At 56.6% G+C, this 23,732-nt stretch carries 18 protein-coding genes, 5 tRNA genes and 1 other RNA gene; 9 read left to right on the top strand and 15 right to left on the bottom strand.

Annotated elements, in window-relative coordinates:
- The 11 genes from QP381_RS00595 to QP381_RS00545 form a co-directional block, all read right to left on the bottom strand.
- Positions 1-1,257, bottom strand: coding sequence for a PrsW family intramembrane metalloprotease (locus tag QP381_RS00595; protein ID WP_219585156.1), 1,257 nt, complete (start codon positions 1,255-1,257; stop codon positions 1-3).
- A gap of 38 nt (positions 1,258-1,295) precedes the next feature.
- Positions 1,296-1,928 (bottom strand): phosphatidylinositol phosphate synthase, encoded by a 633-nt coding sequence (pgsA, locus tag QP381_RS00590; RefSeq protein WP_006681124.1) that lies wholly within the window; start codon positions 1,926-1,928, stop codon positions 1,296-1,298.
- Positions 1,928-2,488 carry an HIT family protein gene (locus QP381_RS00585; protein ID WP_006681125.1) on the bottom strand — a complete coding sequence of 187 codons (561 nt, stop codon included), beginning with the start codon at positions 2,486-2,488 and terminating at the stop codon, positions 1,928-1,930. The genes pgsA and QP381_RS00585 overlap by 1 nt, the downstream gene beginning before the upstream one ends.
- A 5-nt stretch (positions 2,489-2,493) precedes the next feature.
- On the bottom strand, positions 2,494-4,521 hold the full coding sequence (gene thrS / locus QP381_RS00580) for a threonine--tRNA ligase (protein WP_006681126.1): 2,028 nt from the start codon (positions 4,519-4,521) through the stop codon (positions 2,494-2,496).
- Between the two features lie 146 nt (positions 4,522-4,667).
- Positions 4,668-5,705, bottom strand: coding sequence for a lipid II:glycine glycyltransferase FemX (locus tag QP381_RS00575; RefSeq protein WP_219585157.1), 1,038 nt, complete (start codon positions 5,703-5,705; stop codon positions 4,668-4,670).
- A 43-nt stretch (positions 5,706-5,748) separates the two neighbouring features.
- The gene (locus QP381_RS00570) at positions 5,749-6,996 is read right to left on the bottom strand and encodes a carboxylate--amine ligase (RefSeq protein ID WP_179369683.1); all 1,248 of its coding nucleotides are present in this window, start codon (positions 6,994-6,996) and stop codon (positions 5,749-5,751) included.
- A gap of 142 nt (positions 6,997-7,138) precedes the next feature.
- Positions 7,139-7,210 (bottom strand) — tRNA-Val (locus QP381_RS00565).
- Position 7,211: 1 nt separating this feature from the next.
- Positions 7,212-7,282 (bottom strand) — tRNA-Cys (locus QP381_RS00560).
- 40 nt (positions 7,283-7,322) lie between these two features.
- Positions 7,323-7,395: transfer RNA gene (locus QP381_RS00555), tRNA-Gly, on the bottom strand.
- Positions 7,396-7,465: 70 nt separating this feature from the next.
- A tRNA-Val gene (locus tag QP381_RS00550) sits at positions 7,466-7,537 on the bottom strand.
- Between the two features lies 1 nt (position 7,538).
- A tRNA-Gly gene (locus tag QP381_RS00545) sits at positions 7,539-7,611 on the bottom strand.
- Between the two features lie 419 nt (positions 7,612-8,030).
- Here QP381_RS00545 and QP381_RS00540 point away from each other — a divergent pair.
- Both QP381_RS00540 and QP381_RS00535 read left to right on the top strand, forming a co-directional pair.
- A complete protein-coding gene (locus QP381_RS00540) occupies positions 8,031-8,564 on the top strand; it encodes a DUF3000 domain-containing protein (RefSeq protein ID WP_219585867.1) in 534 nt (177 codons plus the stop codon).
- 2 nt (positions 8,565-8,566) lie between these two features.
- Positions 8,567-9,808 carry an HRDC domain-containing protein gene (locus QP381_RS00535; protein ID WP_219585158.1) on the top strand — a complete coding sequence of 414 codons (1,242 nt, stop codon included), beginning with the start codon at positions 8,567-8,569 and terminating at the stop codon, positions 9,806-9,808.
- Positions 9,809-9,831: 23 nt separating this feature from the next.
- On the opposite strand, the gene dxs is transcribed toward QP381_RS00535, so the two are convergent.
- Positions 9,832-11,715, bottom strand: a complete 1,884-nt coding sequence (gene dxs / locus QP381_RS00530; protein ID WP_219585159.1) for a 1-deoxy-D-xylulose-5-phosphate synthase — start codon at positions 11,713-11,715, stop codon at positions 9,832-9,834.
- Between the two features lie 129 nt (positions 11,716-11,844).
- On the opposite strand from dxs, the gene QP381_RS00525 reads away from it, so the two are divergent.
- Both QP381_RS00525 and QP381_RS00520 read left to right on the top strand, forming a co-directional pair.
- Positions 11,845-13,845, top strand: coding sequence for an alpha/beta hydrolase family protein (locus QP381_RS00525; RefSeq protein ID WP_219585160.1), 2,001 nt, complete (start codon positions 11,845-11,847; stop codon positions 13,843-13,845).
- The gene (locus tag QP381_RS00520; protein ID WP_219585161.1) at positions 13,845-15,665 is read left to right on the top strand and encodes a chloride channel protein; all 1,821 of its coding nucleotides are present in this window, start codon (positions 13,845-13,847) and stop codon (positions 15,663-15,665) included. Before QP381_RS00525 ends, QP381_RS00520 begins: the two co-directional genes overlap by 1 nt.
- A gap of 54 nt (positions 15,666-15,719) precedes the next feature.
- Here the strand turns inward: QP381_RS00520 and rnpB are convergent.
- An RNA gene (gene rnpB / locus QP381_RS00515) (RNase P RNA component class A) lies at positions 15,720-16,069 on the bottom strand.
- A gap of 39 nt (positions 16,070-16,108) precedes the next feature.
- On the opposite strand from rnpB, the gene QP381_RS00510 reads away from it, so the two are divergent.
- A complete protein-coding gene (locus QP381_RS00510; RefSeq protein ID WP_006681134.1) occupies positions 16,109-16,927 on the top strand; it encodes a YaaA family protein in 819 nt (272 codons plus the stop codon).
- 99 nt (positions 16,928-17,026) lie between these two features.
- On the opposite strand, the gene QP381_RS00505 is transcribed toward QP381_RS00510, so the two are convergent.
- Positions 17,027-17,761, bottom strand: coding sequence for a zinc ribbon domain-containing protein (locus QP381_RS00505; protein WP_006681135.1), 735 nt, complete (start codon positions 17,759-17,761; stop codon positions 17,027-17,029).
- Positions 17,758-18,606 (bottom strand): Nif3-like dinuclear metal center hexameric protein, encoded by an 849-nt coding sequence (locus QP381_RS00500; protein WP_442953386.1) that lies wholly within the window; start codon positions 18,604-18,606, stop codon positions 17,758-17,760. Before QP381_RS00500 ends, QP381_RS00505 begins: the two co-directional genes overlap by 4 nt.
- Before the next feature lie 216 nt (positions 18,607-18,822).
- Here QP381_RS00500 and lipB point away from each other — a divergent pair, with 216 nt between their 5' ends.
- From lipB to QP381_RS00480, 4 genes are all read left to right on the top strand, one after another.
- A complete protein-coding gene (gene lipB, locus QP381_RS00495) occupies positions 18,823-19,512 on the top strand; it encodes a lipoyl(octanoyl) transferase LipB (protein ID WP_219585162.1) in 690 nt (229 codons plus the stop codon).
- Positions 19,496-20,569: a lipoyl synthase gene (gene lipA, locus QP381_RS00490; RefSeq protein ID WP_219585163.1), complete on the top strand. Its 1,074-nt coding sequence runs from the start codon at positions 19,496-19,498 to the stop codon at positions 20,567-20,569. The genes lipB and lipA overlap by 17 nt, the downstream gene beginning before the upstream one ends.
- 40 nt (positions 20,570-20,609) lie before the next feature.
- Positions 20,610-22,088, top strand: coding sequence for a class I adenylate-forming enzyme family protein (locus QP381_RS00485; RefSeq protein ID WP_006681139.1), 1,479 nt, complete (start codon positions 20,610-20,612; stop codon positions 22,086-22,088).
- A 173-nt stretch (positions 22,089-22,261) separates the two neighbouring features.
- Positions 22,262-23,674 (top strand): NAD(P)/FAD-dependent oxidoreductase, encoded by a 1,413-nt coding sequence (locus QP381_RS00480; RefSeq protein ID WP_285067363.1) that lies wholly within the window; start codon positions 22,262-22,264, stop codon positions 23,672-23,674.
- The last annotated feature ends 58 nt before the right edge of the window (positions 23,675-23,732 follow it).

Below are 23,732 nucleotides of genomic sequence, written 5' to 3'. Positions count from 1 at the left end.
TTACCTCGCGTTATTCAATGTCGTCTGTGTCATCGCATTGAGGAAGAACTGACGATCTTGACTGACCTGAGCAACCAACTGTCGGTCGAGTTCGATGCGAGAATCATCCGCACCCAAACGTTCTTGGAGCTTTTGATCAAGCCCCAGGGCGGCAAGATGAGAAAGGAATCGTCTCATTGCTTTTTGCGCGTCCTTGCCCGCAGGCTTCACCCAGTTCATCGCAGTTCTGCGACCGGCTTTCTCACTGACCATGACCACCTCGGCGGGAAGGACCCATCCGGCTTGGACGTAGGGAATGAGCCCTTCACGAACGGTCTTCAATTCGCGTCGTGAAATCCAGGTCAGCACAATCATCCAGCCGACGAACAGTGGAATCTCGACAAAGAGATAGTTGGTAATAAAACTGGTAGCTTCTGAGGTTCCCGCATAATTCCACAATCCGTGAACGTACATTGCGATGCTTAATCCCAGAAGGCTGACGATGGTACGGGGTAGCCAGGAGCGTAGGCGAATCAGCGCAAAAGCGAGAGCAAGGCCGGTGAATGATGTGGCCATCGGGTGCAGGAATGGGCTGAAAACCCCACGAAGGATGACAGTGACGGTCAGGGCCGCTGATCCTTCTTGGCTTGCCTGCAGGAAGTATTGAATGTTCTCGATAAAAGCGAAGCCTGCGCCGGAAAAGCCGGCATAGACAATACCGTCAATCAGGGAGTGAATGGTGCTTCTACGGGCGAGGATGATGAACAGAACACCGAGTGCTTTGAGTGTTTCTTCGACCGGAGGGGCAACATATACGGCTGTCCACCGCATTGCTTCCATTTCGTCGCCAAGTACCAGCGTGGCGTTGAGGAGCAGTGCAGAGTTCAGCATGGATGCCCCAACAATGGCGACGCCCGCACCCCAGACGAAAGCAACGATTTTTGTCCACAAGGGTTCTGGCTCATGACGATCCAAGTGAATGAAGAACCCCAGAACAACGATCAGAGGGAAGGATGCAAGGAATGCTAAGTAGGCGGTGGTTGATACGTCGCTCAGCGAAATGTATCCGTAAATGCTCAGCGCGATACAGATCGCTGAGACAGTAATGATTGACGTTTCGAAGCGCGGAAGGCGAAAATGTTGAGGCTGGGGCACATCCCACATTGGCGCTGAATAATGCGTCGTCGGAGAAACCATGTTTGCTCTGGGCACGTCGGGGCGAATACGCGAAAGTCGGAACTGTTCTCCAGGACCGGATGATGCACTTTCGTATGTCACTGATTCTCCGTTAATTGCCTACGTAGACGCGGGGCTTCTCAGATATGGCCGTCGATCTTCTTCAGTGCACCGGCAGTAAATGCGATTCGCTGGCCGACGGTGAATAGAGAGGCGAAGGCGACCCAGATGAGGCCTGCGACGGCCCACCACTGTCCACATCCCCAGTCGGTCAAAGCCGCCCCGACGAGGACAACGATCAACCGATCGGTTCGTTCCGCGATACCAACTTTGGCCAGAACTCCGATGGATTCGGCGCGTGCTCGAGCGTAGGGAACGGCTCCGGTACCGACGATGGCGATGAGTCCTCCAACCAGTCCAACCGTGCGTGCGGTTGAAGGCTCCCATCCGAAGATCAACCACGCGCACACTGATGCGAATACTGCGCCGTCGGAAATACGGTCCAGCGTTGAGTCAAGGAAGGCGCCGAAGCGCGACCCACCTGTCGTCATACGTGCCAGTGTGCCGTCAACTGAGTCTGCGAAAAGAACGAGGCCCAGCGCAATGCCGCCTTGCCAGACGTAGCCGAATGGAATAGTCGCGCACGCGACACCAACGCTGGCAATTGTTCCGATGATCGTCACCGCATTCGCACTGACCCCAAGTTTGGCGAGGAGGCGTGCAAGCGGTGTAAAGATCGTCTTCGTCATTGAACGACCGTGATTTCCAAGCATCAGGATTCCTTCGGCCAGGCGTCAGCGAGCATGTGGCGCGCATCTGATAAAAGCTGGGGAACAGCTTTCGTCTGAGCAATAATCGGCAGGAAGTTAGCATCCCCAAGCCAGCGCGGAACGATGTGTTGATGCAGGTGAGCAGCAATTCCCGCTCCGGCGACATCACCCTGATTCATCCCCAGGTTAAAGCCCTGCGGCCCACTAGTAGCGCGAAGAACTCGCATAGAGGTAGCCGTCAGCTCCCCCACTTCAATGCGCTCTTCATCGGTTAAATCCGTGTAGTCAGCGACGTGACGGTACGGACAGACCAGAAGGTGCCCAGAATTGTAAGGGAACAGGTTCATCAGCACGAACGCACGGCGACCGCGATAGACGATCAAGGCGTCCTCATCGCTCTTCGATGGAGCTGCGCAGAACGGGCAGGTGTGATCCGTTGAGTCTGATGGTTTGCCTTCGCCATTGATATACGCCATGCGGTACGGCGTCCAAAAACGTTTGAAGGCATCCGGAGCGCCCGCTATTTCACGGGAATCTTCAACCAGTGGCTCAACGTCACTCATGGTGTTCAGTCCTGCTCGACAAAAAGGTCCGAGTTGTTGCGCCTACGGACATGGTTCACGATGCGGGCAACAGCATCGTCGATGGCCACGCCGTTGTCCTGCGAGCCGTCACGGAAACGGAAGGACACCGCACCGGCTTCAACATCTTCGCCACCAGCAATCAGGGTGAAGGGAACCTTTTCCTTCGATGCGTTTCGGATCTTCTTACCGAAACGATCGTCGGAGTGGTCAACCTCTACGCGGATGCCTTCGGCCTTGAGCTTGGCGGCGACCTGGTCGACATAGTCAGCAAACGCCTCGGCAACCGGGATAATCTTCACCTGGACTGGAGCAAGCCATGCTGGGAATGCACCCGCGTAGTGCTCGGTCAGAACACCGATGAAGCGTTCGACGGAGCCAAGCTTCGCCGAGTGAATCATGACCGGGCGCTGGCGTGAGCCATCAGCAGCCGTGTATTCGAGGTCGAAACGCTCGGGCTGGTTGAAGTCGTACTGAATGGTCGACATCTGCCACGTACGGCCGATAGCATCCTTGACCTGCACGGAAACCTTCGGACCGTAGAATGCTGCGCCACCCGGATCTGGAACCAGTTGCAGACCGGTTGCCGAGCAGGCGTCTTCAAGAGCCTTCGTGGCGTTCGCCCAGTCTTCATCGGAACCGATGAACTTGTCCTTCTTCTTGCCGTCTTCGTCGCGCGTCGACAGTTCAAGATAGAAGTCATTCAGTCCAAATGCTTCCAAGATGGACAGGAAGAAATTGATCTGCGAGCGAATTTCTTCGCCTGCCTGCTCGGGCGTGCAGTACGTGTGCGAGTCATCCTGAGTGAAGCCACGCATACGGGTCAGGCCGTGGACAACACCGCTCTTCTCGTAGCGGTAATCGTGGCCCATCTCGAAGAATCGTGCGGGAAGTTCACGGTAGGAACGACCGCGTGAGCGGAAGATCAGGTTGTGCATCGGGCAGTTCATGGCCTTGAGGTAGTACTCCTGGCCAGCCTTCGTGATGTTGCCTTCTTCGTCGCGTTCCTCGTCAACCTGCATGGGTGGGAACATCGTGTCCGCGTAGTACGGCAGGTGGCCGGAAGTGTGGAACAGGCCGCCCTTAGAGATCTCGGGGGTGTGAACGAAATCGAAGCCAAACTGCTCGTGGCGTTCGATCACATACTTCTCAATCTCGTGACGCAGGATGCCCCCCTTGGGGTGGAAGACGACAAGGCCGGGGCCAATTTCCTCCGGGAAGGAGAACAGATCAAGTTCTGCGCCCAGGCGACGGTGATCGCGGCGTTCGGCTTCCTTGATACGCTCCTGGTAGGCGACGAGATCGTCCTTCGAGGCCCACGCAGTGCCGTAGATACGCTGCAGGTGATCTCCGGACTGGTCGCCCTTCCAATAGGCGGCTGATGCCTTGGTGAGCGCAAAGCCGTTGCCGATCAGGCGGGTGTTCGGCAGGTGTGGTCCGCGACAGAGGTCTTTCCATGCAACGGTGCCGTCTCTGCGAACGTTGTCGTACATGGTGAGCTCGTGGCCACCGACCTCAACTGAAGCACCTTCTGCACCCGAGCCCTTCGTGGTGACAAGTTCCAGCTTGTACGGCTGGTCTGCGAGCTCAACACGCGCCTCGTCCTCAGAAATGACGCGACGGACGAACGACTGGCCTTCCTTCACGATGCGCTTCATCTTCTTTTCGAGTTCACGCATCAGTTCGGGGGTCACCGAATCGATATTGCCGAAGTCGTAATAGAAGCCATCGGTAATGAACGGGCCAATACCAAGGTTGACATCCGGGAAGGTGTCCTGAACTGCCTGAGCCAGCACGTGAGTGGCGCTGTGGCGAAGAATGTCCAAGCCAGCGGGCGAATCAATAGTGATTGCCTCGACCGTCATTCCCTCTTTAAATTCAGTGAACAGGTCGCGAGGAGTGCCGTCAATCATGAGGGCAACGACCTCACGACGCTGCTCATACCAAGTAGTACCCGTGGTTCCACTTTCCACGGTCTGCTTCTCTTGGTCGATGACGAGGTCGATGCTGGACACGAATGTCTCCTTGATCAAACGATGAATATACCGCTGACAGTCTACTCGCCCAGTCGCCTCATCACCGCACCCGACCCCCTCAGTGAACCAACCAACGGACAAATCTCGACGCACGTGTGTACAACTGACGGAGATGAAAGAGGTGACTAACGGGAAACTCGACGCAACTTTCGTTTCACATTCAGCAACGAACGCACCGTGATGTACTGCGGGCGCGACACAGGCAGATCCCAAGCGCCAGCAACATCCGTGTATGAAGTCGCGAAAGCAAGCTTGTAGCGGCCAACGTGGAACAGCGTTGAATTACGCGGAGAATGAATGCCTCGAAGATCGAACCCTTTAAATCCTTCGCTACCAAGGAGGATTGCAACCTCAACATCCAAGAACGCAGGACTTCCCAAGCGGCGACCGCGATCCGAAGAAGCGCCGTACTCAGCTTGAGCATTCTTACCGTTCAGCAACACCAGATCCCAGCAGAGGATCTCGTTGTCCTGCGTACGAGCAGTGAATACGCGAGCGTGCTGTGACCCTAGGGTGCGCAACAGAGACTGGTAATAGCCGATGGGGTGTGGACGGAATCCATCACGCTCCGCTGTTTGCTTCAGGACCTCGTAGTACGGTGAAAAATCAACTGATGCGGCCTCGGTTTCCTCGTGGATCTGAACGCCGAACTCATCGGCTTTCTTCGTTGAACGACGAAGCGTGCGCCTGCCATCATTGGTCAATGATTCGAGCACTGCATCGCGATCCCCGCGTCCGGTTTCGATGATGACGGTGCGGTCATATGTCACGATCTGCAACGGTTCTTCAAGATCCTTGGCGGCAAACCACGAATGCAGACGGATGAAGACAATTCCGCGATCGCGACTGCGAACAAACTTCAGTAGGTCCTTGCGCAGGCATTCCTCGCGTTCAGGAGTGGCCTCGCGGATCCAGACGGGACCTGATTTTGCCCACAAGTAGCGCAACGCGCGAAGCTTGTATTCAAACAGCGCGATGACAGCGATGCATTTGTCGTTCTCATACCAAGCAAGGCGACCGAGCTCCCCTGCCCAGAGAGGATGTCCTTGTGCAGCTGAAAACTCTTCCCACTGCTGCGACTGTTCGATAGGAAGTCCACCCACGCCGGAAACAGCATGTTGCATGTCGCGTGCGCTAATCGGTCGCAGACTCGTGGAAGTCATGTAAAGCCTTTCGTCTCTGTTCACCCAGCAAGTAGTCATGGGCTCAGAATGAGCGGTCAGTCGGTCGAGGATAGTAGCGAGCAAATTTTCGGAAGTGGTTCAAACGTTGCAAGCGAACAATTATGTTCCGCTTTACATTGTCCTCGTGCGGATTGATCAGCGGATCAAAGCGACGATGGTTCTTGATCAACGATTTCACGCGCTTCTTCAAAGGTTCATCTCGCAAGTATCGCAACAGCAGTCGGTCTGGAACCATCGAATAGAGAATTTCACGCGAAATGCGCTTGTGTTCCATGCGCTTCCCATCGATCAAATCGCCCACCATGACGAGCATCGGATTGGCTCCACCTGCGGTCATGTACCAATTGTTGCGTCCAATTCGAGGATTCACTTCGAAGAATACGGCGCGGTTATCACGTGGATCGATCTTCACGTCAAAGTTGGCAAAACCGCGATATCCGGCACGTGTCAGCAGGCGTTCAGCTTGTTGCCACAGTTCAGGGAATTCTTCGGTGATCATGGCAACCGGATTACCGATCATGGTCGGTGCATGATCTTCAAGAAGCACTCGCGCCGAGCCGATCAACGTCACCTCGCCGTGGCTATCGACGTATGCGGTGATGGAACGCATTGCGGTGTTGTCGCCAGGGATCAGTTCCTGGACAAGAAAAAGATCGCGGAATCCGGCTTCTCCGAGCATTCTCCACATCTGCGCCAATTCGACCTCATCTTCGAGGAACCAAATCTTGCGTTTGCCTTCAAAGTGCAGACGATCGTAGGCATCTGCTCTGGCAGCCTTGGCAACAATCGGGAAGTCGAAGGGAATCGAAGGTGCAACCCACTGATCGGAATAGTCAGACATGTCGACGCCGATGCCTCGAGGCGCATCAATGCCAGCGTCTTCACATGCCTGCGCAAAAGCGACTTTGTCTGTAAGAAGCTCAATCGTTTCCAGGGATGGGAACGGGAGCGCGTAGTATTCGCCGAGCTGGTCGTAGTTGCGAGCAATGAAGGTTGAATGCAGGTCATGGTTTGCCATCAGAATCAATGCTTTATCAGCGTTTTCTTTGGCAATTGCACAAAGTTCGTGAAGAAGAACGTCGTCAGATGCGTCTGCTTCGATGTGATGAACGTCGAAGAAGTTCGAGCCCGTGATGGACACGGTGGGCTCGTTTGATACGCACAGGCATCGACATCCAAAGGCCTCGTTGAAAGAGCGACCGATTCCGTAAACACCAAAATCGCCACCCAAGATCACGGGAAGAATCACTCGTGAGCGAGAAGAGACCATGAATTCAAACCACCTTTGTGCGCGCCCGATCAGCCTACCTGTTTTGCTCTTTCAAGGATATAAGGGAAACCCTCATTACTGGGTGACCTGCCACGAGGTAACAAAAAAACGTCTTTCCCGCAGGAAAGACGAAATCATCGAGTGGGCGATACTGGGATCGAACCAGTGACCTCTTCCGTGTGAAGGAAGCGCGCTACCCCTGCGCCAATCGCCCGAGGTGGGTACGGGATTCGAACCCGTGTATACGGCTTTGCAGGCCGCTGCCTCGCCTCTCGGCCAACCCACCACGCTTGACCCATCGGAAAGGTTGAATCCGGGGCTCAACGAGCGGATGACGGGACTCGAACCCGCGACCCTCACCTTGGCAAGGTGATGCTCTACCAACTGAGCCACATCCGCGAACTTGTCCCAACTGATCTGGAACTGGGATTTACCCGTCGTGTCCCAAAAAGTATTGAGAGACAATGAGTGGGCGATACTGGGATCGAACCAGTGACCTCTTCCGTGTCAGGGAAGCGCGCTCCCGCTGCGCCAATCGCCCGAGCGGATGACGGGACTCGAACCCGCGACCCTCACCTTGGCAAGGTGATGCTCTACCAACTGAGCCACATCCGCGTATCTCTTCGAACACTTACGCGTTCATTTCGAACAGGGAAAACACTAACAGGGAATCACGCAAAAAGCGAAATCGAACGAACGTTGCGCGCGTCACAGCCACTGTTTTCCGCAGTATTTTGCGAAAAGATTACTCAGAGCCTCGGTGAGCGTACAGGCTTCCTTAGATACGCACGATGGACCAGCAACGAGTTCCTCATCGATACACCCCGCGAAGAGGTGGGCAGTATCTTTTCCGAATGTGCATGTTTTTACTCTATAAGTGACAAAACTACCATCGGATGCGATGCGTGAAGAAAAACAACGTCATTGCTCAGTGTGACGTGAATCGTGGCGGGTCATTTTCGCAGTGGACGGCGTGCCCAGCAAAGGGGTTGCTTTCACTCACTTAGCCTAAGTGCGTGGATAATCGCGCTGGCATGGAAGAGTTCGCTGAATCGTTGGCAACTCTGCGTCACGCTATCGATAATCCTCTTCTCGAGTTCGAAGAAGTTCCCCCACCTTCACGCATGGCACCTTTCACCGCAGCTCTTGTCATGCGAACATTGGCCAACGATGGCAGAGAACCTCTTGCTCAGGGACGTTTTGTCATCCTGCATGATCCCGACGAGCAAGCCGGCTGGAATGGAACATACCGCCTGGTTGCGCAGTTGCGTTCGCAAGTTGACCCTGAAATGGGGCATGACCCGTTGCTCACCGAAGCTCTCTGGGCATGGACAGATGATTGCCTGGTTGAAGAAGGCGCAGCGTATCACGACCTGACGGGAACAGTCACCCGAGAGTTTTCAGAATCATTTGGCGGTCTTTCATTGCGAGGCTCCACTCTCAACGTCGAAATCCGAGCCTCGTGGACGCCTTCGACTACCGACTTAGGAGCCCACCTACGAGCTTGGACAGATCTGATGCTTCGTACCAGTGGTGTGGCATCCCAGCGATTCCTTGAGGGAGTCTAAGAGTGCACATTCACCACACCGGCGGTTTACCTGACGGCGATACTGATTCTCCAGAGCTGATCGTTACCCCGCGCGAAGGCGTACCTAGTGTCATCGATACACCTGATGCGCTTGATCAAGCGAGGCGCAACCTAGAGCAAGGACTCACTCCCATCGCTGTGGATGTTGAGCGCGCCCAAGGCTTCCGTTACGGCAACGACCCCTACTTGGTTCAGATTCGACGCGAAGACGTTGGTACCTTCCTGATCGATACAGCCGCATTGCCTGACTTGTCGTCGCTTCAAGCGGGCGTGAACGACGTATGGCTTTTGCACGATGCGTTGCAGGATCTGCCGAATTTGCGACAGGTGGGACTCAATCCCCCGTCGTTGTTTGATACTGAGGTCGGCGCGCGTCTTCTGGGGTTAAAGAAGTTCGGTCTTGCTGCCGTATGCGAGCAGGTGCTCGGTTTGAGCCTCGTGAAAGACCACCAGGCATCTAACTGGTCGGTTCGTCCGCTATCGAAGGACTGGCTTCGCTACGCGGCCCTCGATGTCGAATTGTTGACGGAACTTTACCGTCGCTTGTCCATCCAACTGAACGACGCGGGTCGCTGGGAGTGGATGGAAGAAGAATGCGACTACCTGGCTCACCTGGATCCGCCTGCGCCCAAGAGGGACCGCTGGCGAAATCTGCCCGGCGCGGGAAAGATACGAGGCCGGCGCAACCTAGGAGTCCTCAAGGCTTTGTGGGAGGCGCGCGAAGAAATCGCTCAGGAACTTGATAAGGCACCCGGTCGTTTGGTGCGCAATGCTGCTCTGGTGCAGGCTGCGCTGAATCCTCCGCGGAATAAGCGTATGTTGCTGTCGATTTCTGAGTTCCGCTCCCCTGTTGCCAGGCAATACGCTGACCGTTGGTTACGCGCGATCCGACTGGCCGAAACGGCAAATGAGGACGAATTGCCACCGCTACGTCTTCCTCATCGTCCAGGTTCAGTTCCCGAAGCGCGAAACTGGGGTCGTATCGATCCTGACGCTGCAGCGCGATTGGCGGCTGTTCGCGGGGCAATGACCGAGCTTTCTGAAGAAATCGGTATTGCTCCCGAGGTCATTCTTGAACCTCGTATTCAGCGTTACTTGGCGTGGGCGCCTCTTGATCCGAAGCGTCCCAGCGGCGACGAGATTGAACAGAGGATGTTTGACAAGGGCGCTAGGGATTGGCAGATGGACCTTTGTCTTGACCCGATCGCGGATGTCTTGGAGTGACTCTTGAGGATTCAAGCTTCTCTTTAGAGGGTACGTGAAATACGTTCCGCAATCTGGTGAGCCGTCAAACCGCACCGTTCCAGCAGGGACTCGCGCTCGGCGTGCCGCAGGAATACCTTCGCAACACCCAGCGTGATGACGGTAGCATCCACGGACTCGTTGGCAAGAAGATCGCGCACCCCCCAGCCAAAACCGCCGTCAACGATGCCGTCTTCCAGAGTCACCACGCGTTGTGCCTGCTTGGCAAAACTGGCAAGTTCAGGGTTGATCGGTAGAAGCCACACAGGATCCACAACACGAACACGCTTACCCTGTTCAGTCAGAATGCGTGCTGTTTCAAGACCCTCGGGACCAAAAGCGCCCGCTACTACGAGGAGCACATCAACATCGTCAGTGTCGGGTTCAAAGAGAACATCCACACCGTTTACTGAGCGAATTGCGTTCATCGGCGCTGGTAGAGAGCCCTTACGGTAGCGGAGAACGGTCGGCCGATCCTTCACTCCCACCGCGCGACGCAAGCTGGCGCGAAGAGTTGCCTCATCACGCGGGGCAGCGAGCTCAAGTGAGGGGATGATCGAGCACATCGCGATATCCCAGACACCATTGTGTGAGGCGCCATCCGCGCCGGTGATACCTGCACGGTCAAGAACAACCGTCACGCCAGCCTTGTGCAATGCCACGTCCATTAACAGCTGGTCAAAAGCACGATTAAGGAAGGTTGCGTACAGCGCAACAACCGGATGAGCGCCCGCATAGGCCATGCCAGCAGCGCTAGCAATCGCTTCCTGTTCAGCAATACCCACATCGACAACGCGGTCCGGGAATTCCTCGTGGAATGGTTTCAAACCGACGGGAGCCATCATCGCTGCGGTGACACCGACAACAGTGTCGTCTTCGCGCGCAATTTTGACGATCTCGTCGGCAAATACGCTGGTCCAGCCGAAACGTGCCGGAGCAACGGGGAGTCCCGTTTCGGGGTGAATCGGTCCAACGGCGTGGAAGCGATCAGCGATGTCTTCTTCGGCGGGAGTATAACCGCGTCCCTTTTGGGTGATGACGTGGACAAGAACTGGATACTTCGAAGTCCGCGCACGCTGTAGTGTGGTTTCAAGCTCGGTCTCATTGTGTCCGTTGACGGGACCTAAGTATTTAAAGCCCAGGTCTTCGAACATTGCCTGAGGAGCAATAACGTCTTTGATGCCGGTCTTCAGACCGTGTAGCGCGTCGTATGCCGCTTTACCAGGATCCCCCAGAGCAAGCAGATGACGCTTACCCCAAGCAAGAGCACGTTCGTAGCCTTCCGAGGTGCGAAGCGCGTCGAGATGATGGGCAACACCGCCGATTGTTGGCGCGTAGGAACGTCCATTGTCGTTGACGACTACGACAACACGACGATCAGTTGATTCGGCGATGGTGTTCAACGCTTCCCAAGCCATACCACCGGTCAGGGCACCGTCACCGATGATGGCGACCGTTGATGACGCGTCGCCCCGGCGTTTCTTCTCGCGGGAAATACCATCGGCCCATGCCAGTGAGCTTGAAGCGTGCGACGACTCAATAACGTCGTGATCTGATTCTGAGCGGGAGGGGTAGCCAGACAGTCCACCTTCTTGGCGCAGGCCGGAAAAGTCCTGGCGACCCGTCAGAAGCTTGTGGACGTACGCCTGATGGCCGGTGTCAAAAAGAATCGTGTCTTTGGGTGAACGAAATACTCGGTGCAGGGCAATCGTCAGTTCAACAACGCCCAAATTGGGACCCAGGTGCCCACCGGTTTTCGACACGTTGGTGATCAGGAAGCTACGAATTTCCTTGGAAAGCTGAACAAGTTGAGCCTCTGAAAGGGTACGTAAATCCGACGGGGAATGGATGCTGGTGAGCAGTGGCATATCCGCGTCTGATGAACTCATAGCCCTCATACTAGTTGCCACACATGTTCCTAGCGACCTTCGCCCTCGAAAAGCACATCGTGAGCGGGCTAACATAGAGCTAACATGCTTCCTTTAGTCAACCGAAATGCCTGTGTGCAAGGAGGAACAATGAGCGTTACCGTCGCCCCCTACGGTGAATGGACATCCCCAATTTCCGGCGATTCTTTTACTGCTCGGTCAGTCACTCTCTCGCAGGTTCGCGTTGACGGTTCTGCTACCTATTGGGTTGAAGGACATCCGAAAGAAAACGGACGAGGTACCCTGTTGCGTCGTACCGGTGCTGGCGTTACTTCAGAGGTCCTCCCCCTGATCGATGGTGCTCGCCTTCCCGATATTCGCACTCGCGTTCACGAATACGGTGGTCGTGCCTACGCGGTGCTCGATGGTTTCATCGTGTTCTCCGACGGCTTTGATAACCGCGTCTACCGTTTCGACACCAACGACCCGCACCGTACGATTTCTCCGCTTACCACGCTGTCGAAGTCGCGCTACGGCGACTTCGAGATTGATGATGTTCGCGGCCTCGTCTATGCGGTCAGGGAAGATCACTCGGGCGACGGCGAACCGACAAACACGCTGGTCGCAATCCCGATCGACGGTAGTGCTGCACGCAACGACGCTGCGATCATCACGATCTTTGAAGGCACTGACTTTGTTGCTGCACCTGCAGTTTCTCCTGATGGCACGAAGCTTGCATGGCTGTCGTGGAACCACCCGCATATGCCGTGGACACAGAGCGCACTGCACGTGGGCGCACTCAATTTCGAAGGTCGTATTGAGGTTTCGAAGACGATCGTCGACAAGGAAGACGTGTGTGTCTACGAGCCTCGGTGGACTCTTGACGGTGACCTCATCCACGTCGATGACACGACCGGTTGGGCCAACCTGTACCGCACGGAAGGCTTTACGTGGAAGGATGACGAGCCCTCAGACGCGTGGACAACGCGCCTTCGCACTCGTGCCATGCACCCGGGAACTCGGGCGTTCTCGCACCCGCACTGGCAGCTCGGTCTGCACTCCTACGATAACTACGATAACGACCTGCTGATCTGCTCGTGGGCTGAGGACCTGACATGGCACATCGGTACCGTGCGCATCGACAACGGAATGGCTGAAGAATGGGCAACCGGCTGGTGGCCGATCGGTAACGTGGCATCCAACGATGGTCGCGTAGTCTTCCTTGCTGACTCCCCCACGCACACGCCGGCAATTATTCAGATCAAGGGTGGCGCCACGACGATTATTCGTCCGTCATCCGAAGCTGAAATCAGCCCGGATCTGGTTTCTTCAGGGCAGATTATCTCCTGGCCGACCTTAGATGGCGAGACCGCGTACGGCTTCTACTACGCACCAAAGAACCCTGACTTTTCAGGCCCGAAGAATGCTCTTCCCCCGCTGATCGTCAATGTTCACGGTGGCCCGACTTCTTCGACCCGACCCGGCTTGTCGATTCCATTGCAGTACTGGACCAGCCGTGGTTTCGCTGTGCTCGACGTTAACTACCGTGGTTCAACCGGATTCGGTCGCGCATACCGCGAGCGTCTCAACGGTCACTGGGGCGTTATGGATGTGAATGACTGCGTTGATGGCGTGCGCTATCTGGTTGACCGAGGTTTCGTTGATCCGAAGCGCGTTGCTATCCGTGGCGGATCCGCCGGTGGCTTCACCACCTTGAACGCACTGGCAAACACCGATGTGTTCACCGCGGGAACGTCACTCTATGGCATCGCTGACCTGCGCCTTCTGTCTGCAGAAACCCACAAGTTCGAGTCTCGTTACAACGATCGCTTGATCGGTACTGAAGATCCGAACAGCGAACTGTGGGCCAAGCGCTCGCCGATTACTCACATTCACCAGATCAACGCTCCTCTTCTGCTGTTGCAGGGCGAAGATGACAAGGTGGTTCCGCCGTCACAGGCACGCCTCATGTTTGATGCACTGAAGGATCGCGGAAACGCTGTTGCGATGAAGATCTACCCGAATGAAGCTCACGGCTTCCGTCGCGCAGAGACGATTCGTGATGCGTGGAGCTCCGAGCTCGCGTTCTACGGGCGTGTCTGGGACATGGACGTCGACGTTGAATCCGACATCGATATCGCCAACCTCTGATGCGGGCTTCTGTTTCTTTCTTGGCACAACTGGGTGAAAAAGCAGGTCAGCACCGTTCTTTTGTCGGTCTATTAGCAGCGCTCGTCGGCATTATCGTCGGTGGTGCAGCGGTTCTTTTTAACCTGATGATTCAGGGGTGGACGTGGGTCACCACCGGTTACAGTGACTACTCAACGCATGCTGGCGACCCCCACGGAGTCTTCGGTTGGTCCCCCTGGGTGTTCTTGCTTCTGGCTCCCGTTGTCTCAGCGTTGATCTATGGGCCCCTGGTTCAGCGGTTCGCTCCCAGTGCGCGGGGCCACGGTATTCCAGAAGTGATGCTGGCCGTTCGACGCAAGGGAGGCAAGATTCCCGGGCGCGTCGCAGTGGTGAAGCTGATTGCTTCTTCTTTGACGATTGGCGCCGGTGGTTCAGCGGGACGAGAAGGTCCGATTGTCCAGGTCGGAGCGTCGCTCGGTTCCTCGTTGGCGTCCTCTCTTCGTTTGCCTCCGCAACGCGTAGTTCTTTTAGCGTCCTGTGGCGCAGCGGGTGGCATCGCCGCAACTTTCCATGCTCCGCTTGCTGGCGCAGTCTTTGCTCTCGAAGTGATTCTGACGCAGTTCAGTGCCGAAACCTTCGGATATGTCGTTATTTCTTCAGTGATGGCATCCGTTGTTGCACGCGCGTTGCAGGGTGACGAAACGATCGTGAATCTTGGTCATGATCTCTCCTTCTCGCATCTGACAGACATGTGGTGGGTTGCTCTCCTCGGTGTGATCGCCGGTCTTGCGGGTCTAGGTTTCTCGAAGCTCCTTTATTGGCTTGAAGATGTGATCGACGCTTTCTGGAAACGTCTGAGCCTTCCCGAATGGTCACGTCCGGCTGTTCTCGGCATCCTTTTGGGCGCGGGTATTGTGGCCTTCCCGCAGATGTTCGGCTCGGGATACCCGATCGAAGAAGACGCTCTAGCAGGCAAATACACGATTGGCTTCCTGCTGATTTTGATGGTGGGACGCGCCCTGTACACGTCCTACACGATCGGTATCGGTGGATCCGGTGGCGTTTTTGCCCCGACGCTTTTTATCGGCGCAATGGCCGGAGCCTCATTCGGGCAAATCCTTTCCCCCATTACTGACACTCCCGCCGGCGTCTTCGGTGTGATTGGTATGGGCGCGGCATTCGCTGGAGCGGCACGCGCTCCGATGACCGCCGTTTTGATCATCGTCGAAATGACGGGGCAGTATTCGCTGATTATGCCGATGATGCTTGCCGTCGTTCTGGCCACCGGCGTCTCGAGGTTCCTAACACGCGCCACCATCTACACCGAAAAACTTCGTCGTCGAGGCGACGTTCTGGATGACCCTGTGGATGCAACACTGCTCGGCGCTCACCCGGTTTCGCACTGGATGGAGGACGCTCCCGGTACTTTGGCACCCTCGACCACGCTCGATCAGGCGATTAAGAAGATGCGTGTCCTTGGTGCCCAGACTCTTCCCGTTGTCGACGATGCTGGAACCTACGTTGGGCTAGCAAGCGCCATTGATCTTGCTCTGGCGCGCCAAAGCGAAACAGATATGGCCTCGTCGCTGGATTCTTTGAAACTGCCCAACGTGCACGTCACGCCCACCGCACTACCGTCGAAGGTGCTCGAAGTACTGCAGACATCAGGTCTGCCGGGGATTCCCGTCGTCAATGATTCGTTGCATGTGGTGGGCTGGGTGTCCCAGCAGTCCCTGATTGAACGCCTCTATCGCGATCAGCGTCGCGCCATCGCAGCTCGCGCACAGTCGTCGTGGGGTTCGAGGTTCCAAGAGAAGCATTCACGCCGACACACGAGTTAACGAAGCGTAAGCGTAGAGTCTGGTATCACTCAGCGAAAACCCGACGTATACGGACGGATGAGTCGGTCTGTACGCCGGGTTTTGTCCCGCACAAGCGGTGGCGACCATCTATCTAGGACGTTTGTTGCCAAACGCCTCAAGCAACCTACCCGCAGGCGTCGGGCGGGCCACCCATACCTGCTGCTCGGTCTTGCTCTGGGTGGGGTTTACCAAGCCGGCTCGGTCACCCAAACCGCTGGTGAGCTCTTACCTCACCTTTTCACCCTTACCGCTTGCGCGGCGGTTTATTTTCTGTGGCACTATCCCTCGGGTCACCCCGGGTGGCTGTTAGCCATCACCCTGCCCTGTAGAGCCCGGACGTTCCTCGAGAACCGTGTGGTCCGCGCGGTCGCCCAACCGACTCATCCGCGCCCATAGTCTAACGCACCCGCTAGGCTTCACATATGTTCATCTGGTTACCCCCGTCCGAATCCAAAACAACACCAGCACACGGGCCTCGTTTTGACGTGACACAGCTTGCTCGCCCTGAGCTTGCATCCTGGCGCGAAAACTTGATCCACACTGTTCAGGCGCTCAGCGTTCGCGACGACGCTGCTCAGTTGTTCGGTCTTGGCCCGGCTTCAGCTGCGGATTTACAGGCGAATATCGACTTGTATTCTGCACCATGCGATGCGGCTGAAAACCTGTTTACAGGCGTTCTCTATGACGCGGTCTCATTCCCAACACTGCCGGAGCAGCATCATGCGGTCGCGCTTGAAACAACGCGTGTCTTCTCTGGGCTTTTTGGTGTGGTGAACCTCGACGATGTCCTGCCCAACCACCGTCTTGCGATGGGCACGAAACTGCCGGACATCGGCCCTTTGCCGACCTATTGGAAGAAGCCCCTTGATACATCGCTCAAAGCAGAAGCTGAAGGAGCTCCGATCGTTGATGCTCGTTCTGGCCCGTATCGTAGTGCCTGCCTCGCTCCTTGGGCGCATCGCATCGAGATCGGCGTGGTTCGTCAAGCGAAGGGGAAGCGTTCGGTGATTTCCCACGATGCGAAGCGGTGGCGAGGCCGTGCGTGCGCTCACCTCTACGCGTCAATTTCGGCTGATGCGGATTTCGACGCGATCGTCGAGGCTCTGTGTTCAGCCACTACCTTGGATCCGATCATGGATGCTCAGGGTGGTGCTCATGCGGTTATCGACGTGGAAGTACCTGAGGCGAAACCGACAAAGCAGGGCGGGTCACTCACTCACCTGGTGTTGGTCACCGACTGATCGGACTCGGGAGCAGATGCTGGCCGTCGTAGAGTGGCGCTGTCATACGATACGAGGCGACACACCCCGCCGCCGGGGCACGATCCCGAGCGATCGGCTTCAGGCTTGAGTCGTCCTCACAACGATCGCACCGGTATCTTCGGTCCAGTAGAGCTGGTCTTCGGGGGTGAGGCGAATCTGTTCAAGTTCGGCCGGGGATAGCTCCGCTGCCATTCCAATGCCAACACCATTACGTACTTCGAAGATCGCGAGGGCACCGAGGTTTGCGCGAACACGTTCATACTCGCCCACGAGGTCTTCTGGAAGCGATTCAGCGAGCGCACGACGCTTGGCGATCACATCGCGAAGCTCGTCGTCGCTTTCTTTCACGTCGGCAGCAAATTCCTGCTTGGTCTTTTCAATGTCGGCAGCGATCGCTTTCGCTTCGTCAATCATTGCTTGACGAGCATTCTTAGCCGCCTCAAGACGTTCTTCACCGTCGAGCTGTTCATTTTCCAAAGTGGACAAGCGCTTATCCATTTGAGCGATTTCATGTTCCATCGCGTTGATGTCGCGAAGAGGAACCTGATTGCCGTCGATTCGACTCTGTTGCTTAGCTCGTCTGGCGCTCACACGTTCGATCTCGTCCGCGCTACGTTGGACGTCTCGTTCAATATCTGCGATTGCTGCACCTTGGGTGACGGCTGCGCGCTTCAGGTCGTCGAGGCGTCCTGCGAGCTCGCGGACAACGCCGTGCGCCGGATGGGAGTCACGGGCGTGTCGAAGCGCAGATTCGCGCTGGTCGAAGGATTTGAGTTCGAGCAGGCTGAGCTGGTTCAGGTATGTTGCTTTCACTTACGTCCTCCTAATGTTGGGCGATGGCTGGTCCACGGCTCCGTGATAATCGTAGAGACTTTTACTCTCACTTCCACATTTGCAGTTGATGCAGCCTGCACTAGCTTGCGTTCAAGGATCGGGAGCCACGGCCATTCGGTGGCGTAGTGACTAGCGCAAATCAGGGCAGGCGCCCCACCTTCAAGGTGTTCGGATGCCGGGTGATGACGCAGGTCAGCGGTTAAAAAGACGTCCGCTCCGCCTTCACGTGCTGCCTCAAGGAAAGAGTCTCCCGCTCCTCCGGATACTGCGACGCGTTCGATGATTGCGCCGGGGTCTCCGGATCCGAAGATGCCGTGAGGTCCTGCGGGCAGGCGCTCGGCAACCAGGTCAAGAAAGTCGCCTAAACGAGTGGGCGCAATCGAACCGATACGTCCGTGTCCAATGGGTCGCCCGGCCTGGTCGATTCCGGTGGGAACCAGCGGTGATGAAGAGGTGATTCCCACCAACTGTGCGAGCGCATCGCCGACGCCATCTGCGCTGATGTCAGCGTTTGTGTGCGCGTTGAACAGGGCGATATCGTTTTTAATAAGGCGAGTGATGGACGCGCCCTTAGGGTCAGATGCCGGCAGGAAACTCGTTCCGCGAAGGTACAGCGGGTGGTGAGTGATAACGAGGCCGGCGTCCTCGTCGATCGCTTCATCAACGACGGCCGAAACGGGGTCGACGGCAAGCAGGATTGAGGTGACGTGAGCGGATGGGTCGCCTGCGATCAATCCGACTCGGTCCCATGACTCGGCACGGGAGGCGGGATACCACGCTTCCATCAGCGCCATGACATCTGAAATGGTCCATTGGTTACTCACGCTTTAAAGGATAGCCAATCGAAAGATGCTGGCGAGCGTGGATAAACGTGAGGAAACGCTGAAGAAATACGTGTTTTCAATGGTTTTTCGTTATCTGTCGAAGCCTCGTACCCCGCTTGGCGTGATCCTGCGGAAAAATGCATTACTTTCGAGAACACGTGCGCAAAGGGCCATTTCGATTAAGAAACGAAAGGTCTGGCGTTCTATCATTCCTAGGTGCACGTCATCGACCTTATTGATGCGGGAACGTCGGACTATATGGAAGTAGACCGACTGCAGCGTCAACTCCACGACCAAGCAGCCGCTGGTGACGGCGATTCGATCATTGTCACCCAATTCGCCCCCACCTGGACCGCTGGCCGCCACACGAAACCCGAAGATATTCCGGATTCCACTGTTCGGGTGATCCATGTGGACCGCGCCGGTTCCGCGACGTGGCACGGACCGGGACAGGTTGTTGTCTACCCAAATGTCAGGCTCAAGGAGCCCGTCGACCTGTACGCGTGGATCCGTAGCGTTGAAGCGGGTGTTATTGAAACAGTGCGCGAAGAATGGGGGCTGCCCGTTCACCGCATCGACGGACGCGCAGGAGTGTGGCTGACCGAAGAGGGACGTCGCGACCGCAAAATTTGTGCCATCGGACTGAAAGTTGCACGAGGCGCCACGTTGCACGGAGTCGCCCTGAACGTCGATATTGACCCGATAGAAGCGTTCGCGGGAATCATCCCGTGCGGGCTCTTCGACGCTGATGTTGCCTGTCTGTCGTGGGAAGGCGTGAACGTCCCATTGCGCACCGCTGCTGACGCACTTGTCTCGCACCTTATTTCTTCAATCCGCCCTCAGCTGGCTGACCCCAGCCAAGAGATCACCTATTCGAAGGGAAACGCCTGTGAGTACCTTGCCTGATCCCGAAGGACGCAAACTGCTTCGAGTGGAAGTTCGCAACTCGCAAACTCCTATCGAAAACAAGCCCGAGTGGATTCGCACGACGGCACACACCGGCGCGAACTATCACGATATGCGTTCCATGTCGCACGCCAAGGGACTGCACACTGTCTGCGCTGAAGCAGGGTGCCCGAATATTTACGAGTGCTGGCAAGACCGTGAAGCGACTTTCCTTTTAGGTGGAGCACTCTGCACACGTCGGTGCGACTTCTGCGATATCGCGACCGGTAAGCCCACCGAATATGACCGGGACGAGCCTCGTCGAATCGCCGAGTCTGTTGGCGAACTCGAACTGCGCTACGCGACGATCACCGGCGTCACCCGCGACGATCTGCCCGACGGCGCGGCGTGGTTGTACGCCGAAACCTGCCGTTTGATCCACGAGAAGAGCCCATCAACCGGCGTTGAACTGCTGGTTGACGACTTCCGCGGTCAGGACGAGTCGATCGACATGGTCATTGAAGCCGGCCCGCAGGTGTTCGCGCACAACTTGGAGACGGTGCCTCGTATCTTTAAAAAGATCCGCCCCGCGTTCCGCTATGACCGTTCGCTTGCGATGATTCAGCGTGCACACAACGGTGGCATGGTAACGAAGTCGAACTTGATCCTCGGTATGGGTGAGACGCGTGAAGAAATCAGCGAAGCGATGCGCGACCTGCACGATTCGGGCTGTGATTTGCTGACCATCACGCAATATTTGCGTCCTTCTCCCCTGCATCACCCGATTGATCGCTGGATTCACCCCGAAGAATTCCTTGAGATCGCAGCAGAAGCTGAAGAATTAGGCTTCGCTGGCGTCATGGCTGGCCCGCTTGTGCGCTCGTCGTACCGCGCGGGATTGCTGTGGGCGAAAGGCATGCGCGCTCGCGGGTTTGAGATTCCTGAGCACTTGAAGCACCTGGATAATTCCGGTTCCACTCTGCAGGAAGCGGGTACAGTTCTGGCGAATATGCGTGAGCGTCGCGCACGTCGTCAGGCGCGTGAAGCCGCAACACTGCCCGGGGTTCCCGTTGCCTGAGGCCCCAGTGACTCCGGATTATTCACCGGCCCGAGTTTTGATGCGTGCTGGGCGTCAGCACCCGAACCGCATGTCGATCATTTGGCCGGACAACAGCGTGTGGACCGTCGCCGAAAGCGCCGACGCGGTGCGCCGTGTGGCAGCATATTTGCGCTCGCTCGACATTGGCGAGGGTGACCGTGTCGTGTTTGCTGGCCGTAACAACGCTTGGGTTTTTGTTCTGCACGTTGCGTGCTCGTGGCTTCACGCTGTGACCGTTCCACTTTCGGAACGCCTACCGTTTACCGTCACGCAGTCGATTGTGGATTCGCTCGATCCAGCTCTCGTTTTGATCGACGAGGTCGCGCCCGCGTTGCAGCGTTCGGTCAGTGTGGGCGCGGAGTTTATGACGGTCGACGCTTTTGCTTCGAGCGCGCTGGGCTCCACGCCGATCGAAGGTGAGCCTCTGGCCTGCGCACACGAAACGGGTGCGATTGTCTTTACTTCGGGGTCGACAGGACGTACCCGAGGAGTTGAACTCTCTCACGCCCACATGTGGTGGGGCTCGATGTGTTTCCGCGATGGCTTCGAATATCTACCGGCACGCGATGTCGTGGGTGTGTGCGCGCCAATTTCGCATATCGGCGGCTTCAATGGCACGTCGATGGATGTCTTCAGCCACGGTGGAACGATCATCGTTTTCCCGACGTTTAACCCGACTGGCATCCTGCGTGCGATCGAAAAGCACCGCATCTCGATGATGTTTGCTGTCCCAGTCATGTGCCACATGTTGCTCGATACGAATGAGTCCGTCGGCGCAGATATTTCATCATGGGAGCGCCCGCTGATCGGCGGAGATGCGATGGGGCCGGCTTTGGCTGAGCGTCTGCGCAGCGCCGGCTTGCGACCGATCCACGTGTGGGGAATGACGGAAACTTCCGGGGCGGGAATGATGACCTCCCCCGATGCCGACGCCCCGGCGGGAGCATTGGGCCAACCTTTCCCCTACGTGGATGCGCGTCTGATGAACGCTGACGGTCACCTCGCCGGCGTGGGCGAGTTGGGCGAAATCGAGGTACGAGGCCCAGGCGTTTCAACCTCCTTCGTGACCAACGGGGAACGAGGCCTCGCACGCATGCATGACGATTGGCTGCGCACAGGCGACCTCGCCACACGCGATGAAAAAGGCTGGTATCACATCGTTGGTCGTGCCTCGCGAATGATTAACACGGGTGGCGAGCTTGTGGCTCCCGGGCGCATCGAAGAACTGCTACGCGGACTACCCCCTATCGCAAACGCCTGCGTTGTAGGTGTCAAGGATGATCGGTGGGGTCAGGTTGTTGCCGCGGCAATCGTTCGCGGACCGATCCCAAAAGAGCTGCGTGATGACGCCGACTTCGACGCATTGGAGATCGCTGACCTGATTAGTGATCAGTGTGCGCCGTGGGAACGAGTTCGCCGAGCGATCTGGGTTGATGCTCTCCCCCAACTGCCGAACGGAAAACCGGATATTCAGGCGACGCAACGTCTTTTTGACTAAACGATTGCTTTGCTCCGCGCCCTTGCTGGGGAATCGTTGATCAGGTGATCGCGGCCTCGTACATGAGCGAAAAGGACGTGGGCACTCTCACGCCCTCAAAGACGGATTGGGACTGTCACACCCACCGACTCAATTAGTAAGGTAAGCCTTACGTAATTAATGAGGAGGATCTGGTGCACCGCATCGTCATCATCGGCTCAGGTTTTGCTGGACTTGAAGTTGCGAAGAAGCTGAAGCACGCGAACGCTGAAATCACGATTCTAGCCAAGACCGGTCACCACCTATTCCAGCCCCTGCTCTATCAGGTCGCAACTGGCATCCTCTCCGAAGGCGACATTGCGCCAACGACGCGTGAGATCCTCAAGAAGCAGAAGAATGTTCGCGTTCTGCAGGCGCTCGTTGAAGACATCGACATTGAAAACAAAGTCGTTATTTGGCGTAACCACAACGAAAAACAGACAACTCCCTACGACACGCTGATCCTTGCTGCCGGCGCTGGCCAGTCGTACTTCGGCAACGATCACTTCGCCGTGTTTGCTCCCGGCATGAAGACGATCGATGACGCGCTCGAACTCCGTGCCCGCATCTTCGACTCGTTCGAGAAGGCCGAAATCGAATCCGACCCACATGAGATCGACCGTCTGCTCACGTTCGTTGTCGTTGGCGCAGGTCCAACCGGTGTTGAGATGGCTGGTCAGATCCGCGAAATGGCATCACACACGCTGGCAAAGGAGTTCCGTGCAATCGATCCGACGAAGGCTCGCGTCATCCTCGTTGACGGTGCCGATCGTCCTCTCCCTGTGTTCGGCGAAAAGCTCGGTGACGTGACGCGCCACGAGCTTGAAAAGCTCGGCGTCGAGGTGAAGACCCACGCATTTGTCACTGACCTTGACCGCGACACCGTCACTCTGAAGTTCAAGGACGGCTCAACCGAAACGATTCGTTCAAACTGCAAGGTGTGGGCTGCCGGCGTCCAGGCATCTGAGCTTGGCGCTGTTCTTCATGACAAGGCCGATGCGGAGCTTGACCGTGCAGGTCGCGTCATTGTTGGAAAGAACCTCACTGTTCCCGGCCACCCGGAAATTTTTGTCCTCGGTGACATGATGAGCTTCCCGGGCGTGCCCGGCGTTGCTCAGGGAGCTATCCAGTCTGCTCGCTATGCGGCAAAGATTGTGGCAGCACGTCTTGCTGGCAAGCCGGAAACAACCGAGCCTTTCACGTACTTCGACAAGGGCTCAATGGCGACGATCGCCCGCTTCAAGGCGGTCGTGAAGATCGGCAAAATGCGCCTGACCGGCTTTATCGCCTGGGCGGCTTGGTGTTTCCTCCACCTGCTGTACATCGTCGGCTTCAAGTCGCAGATCGGTACCTTGGTTCATTGGTTCTTCTCATTCCTGTCGGGCGCACGTTCACAACGCACGACCACAAACCAGCAGCTGGTTGGCCGCCTCGCTTTGGAACGTCTGGGCACCGGTTCGTCCGGCAAGCTCGTCGCCGGGGAGGATCCCGTTCAGGAAATCATCGATGATGAAGTGACCTCGTCACGCAACGACGAGGCGATACCGAATACGCCTCTATCCCTTTAACTTCGAATGAATCACGCCCTTTCTTGCTAGGGTTATCACGATGTTTCCATCGAATACA

Origin of the sequence: Pauljensenia sp. UMB6358 (assembly GCF_030216865.1) — a bacterium.
Classification (GTDB): Bacteria; Actinomycetota; Actinomycetes; order Actinomycetales; family Actinomycetaceae; genus Pauljensenia; species Pauljensenia turicensis_A.
This window is presented reverse-complemented; position numbering and strand designations above follow the sequence as displayed.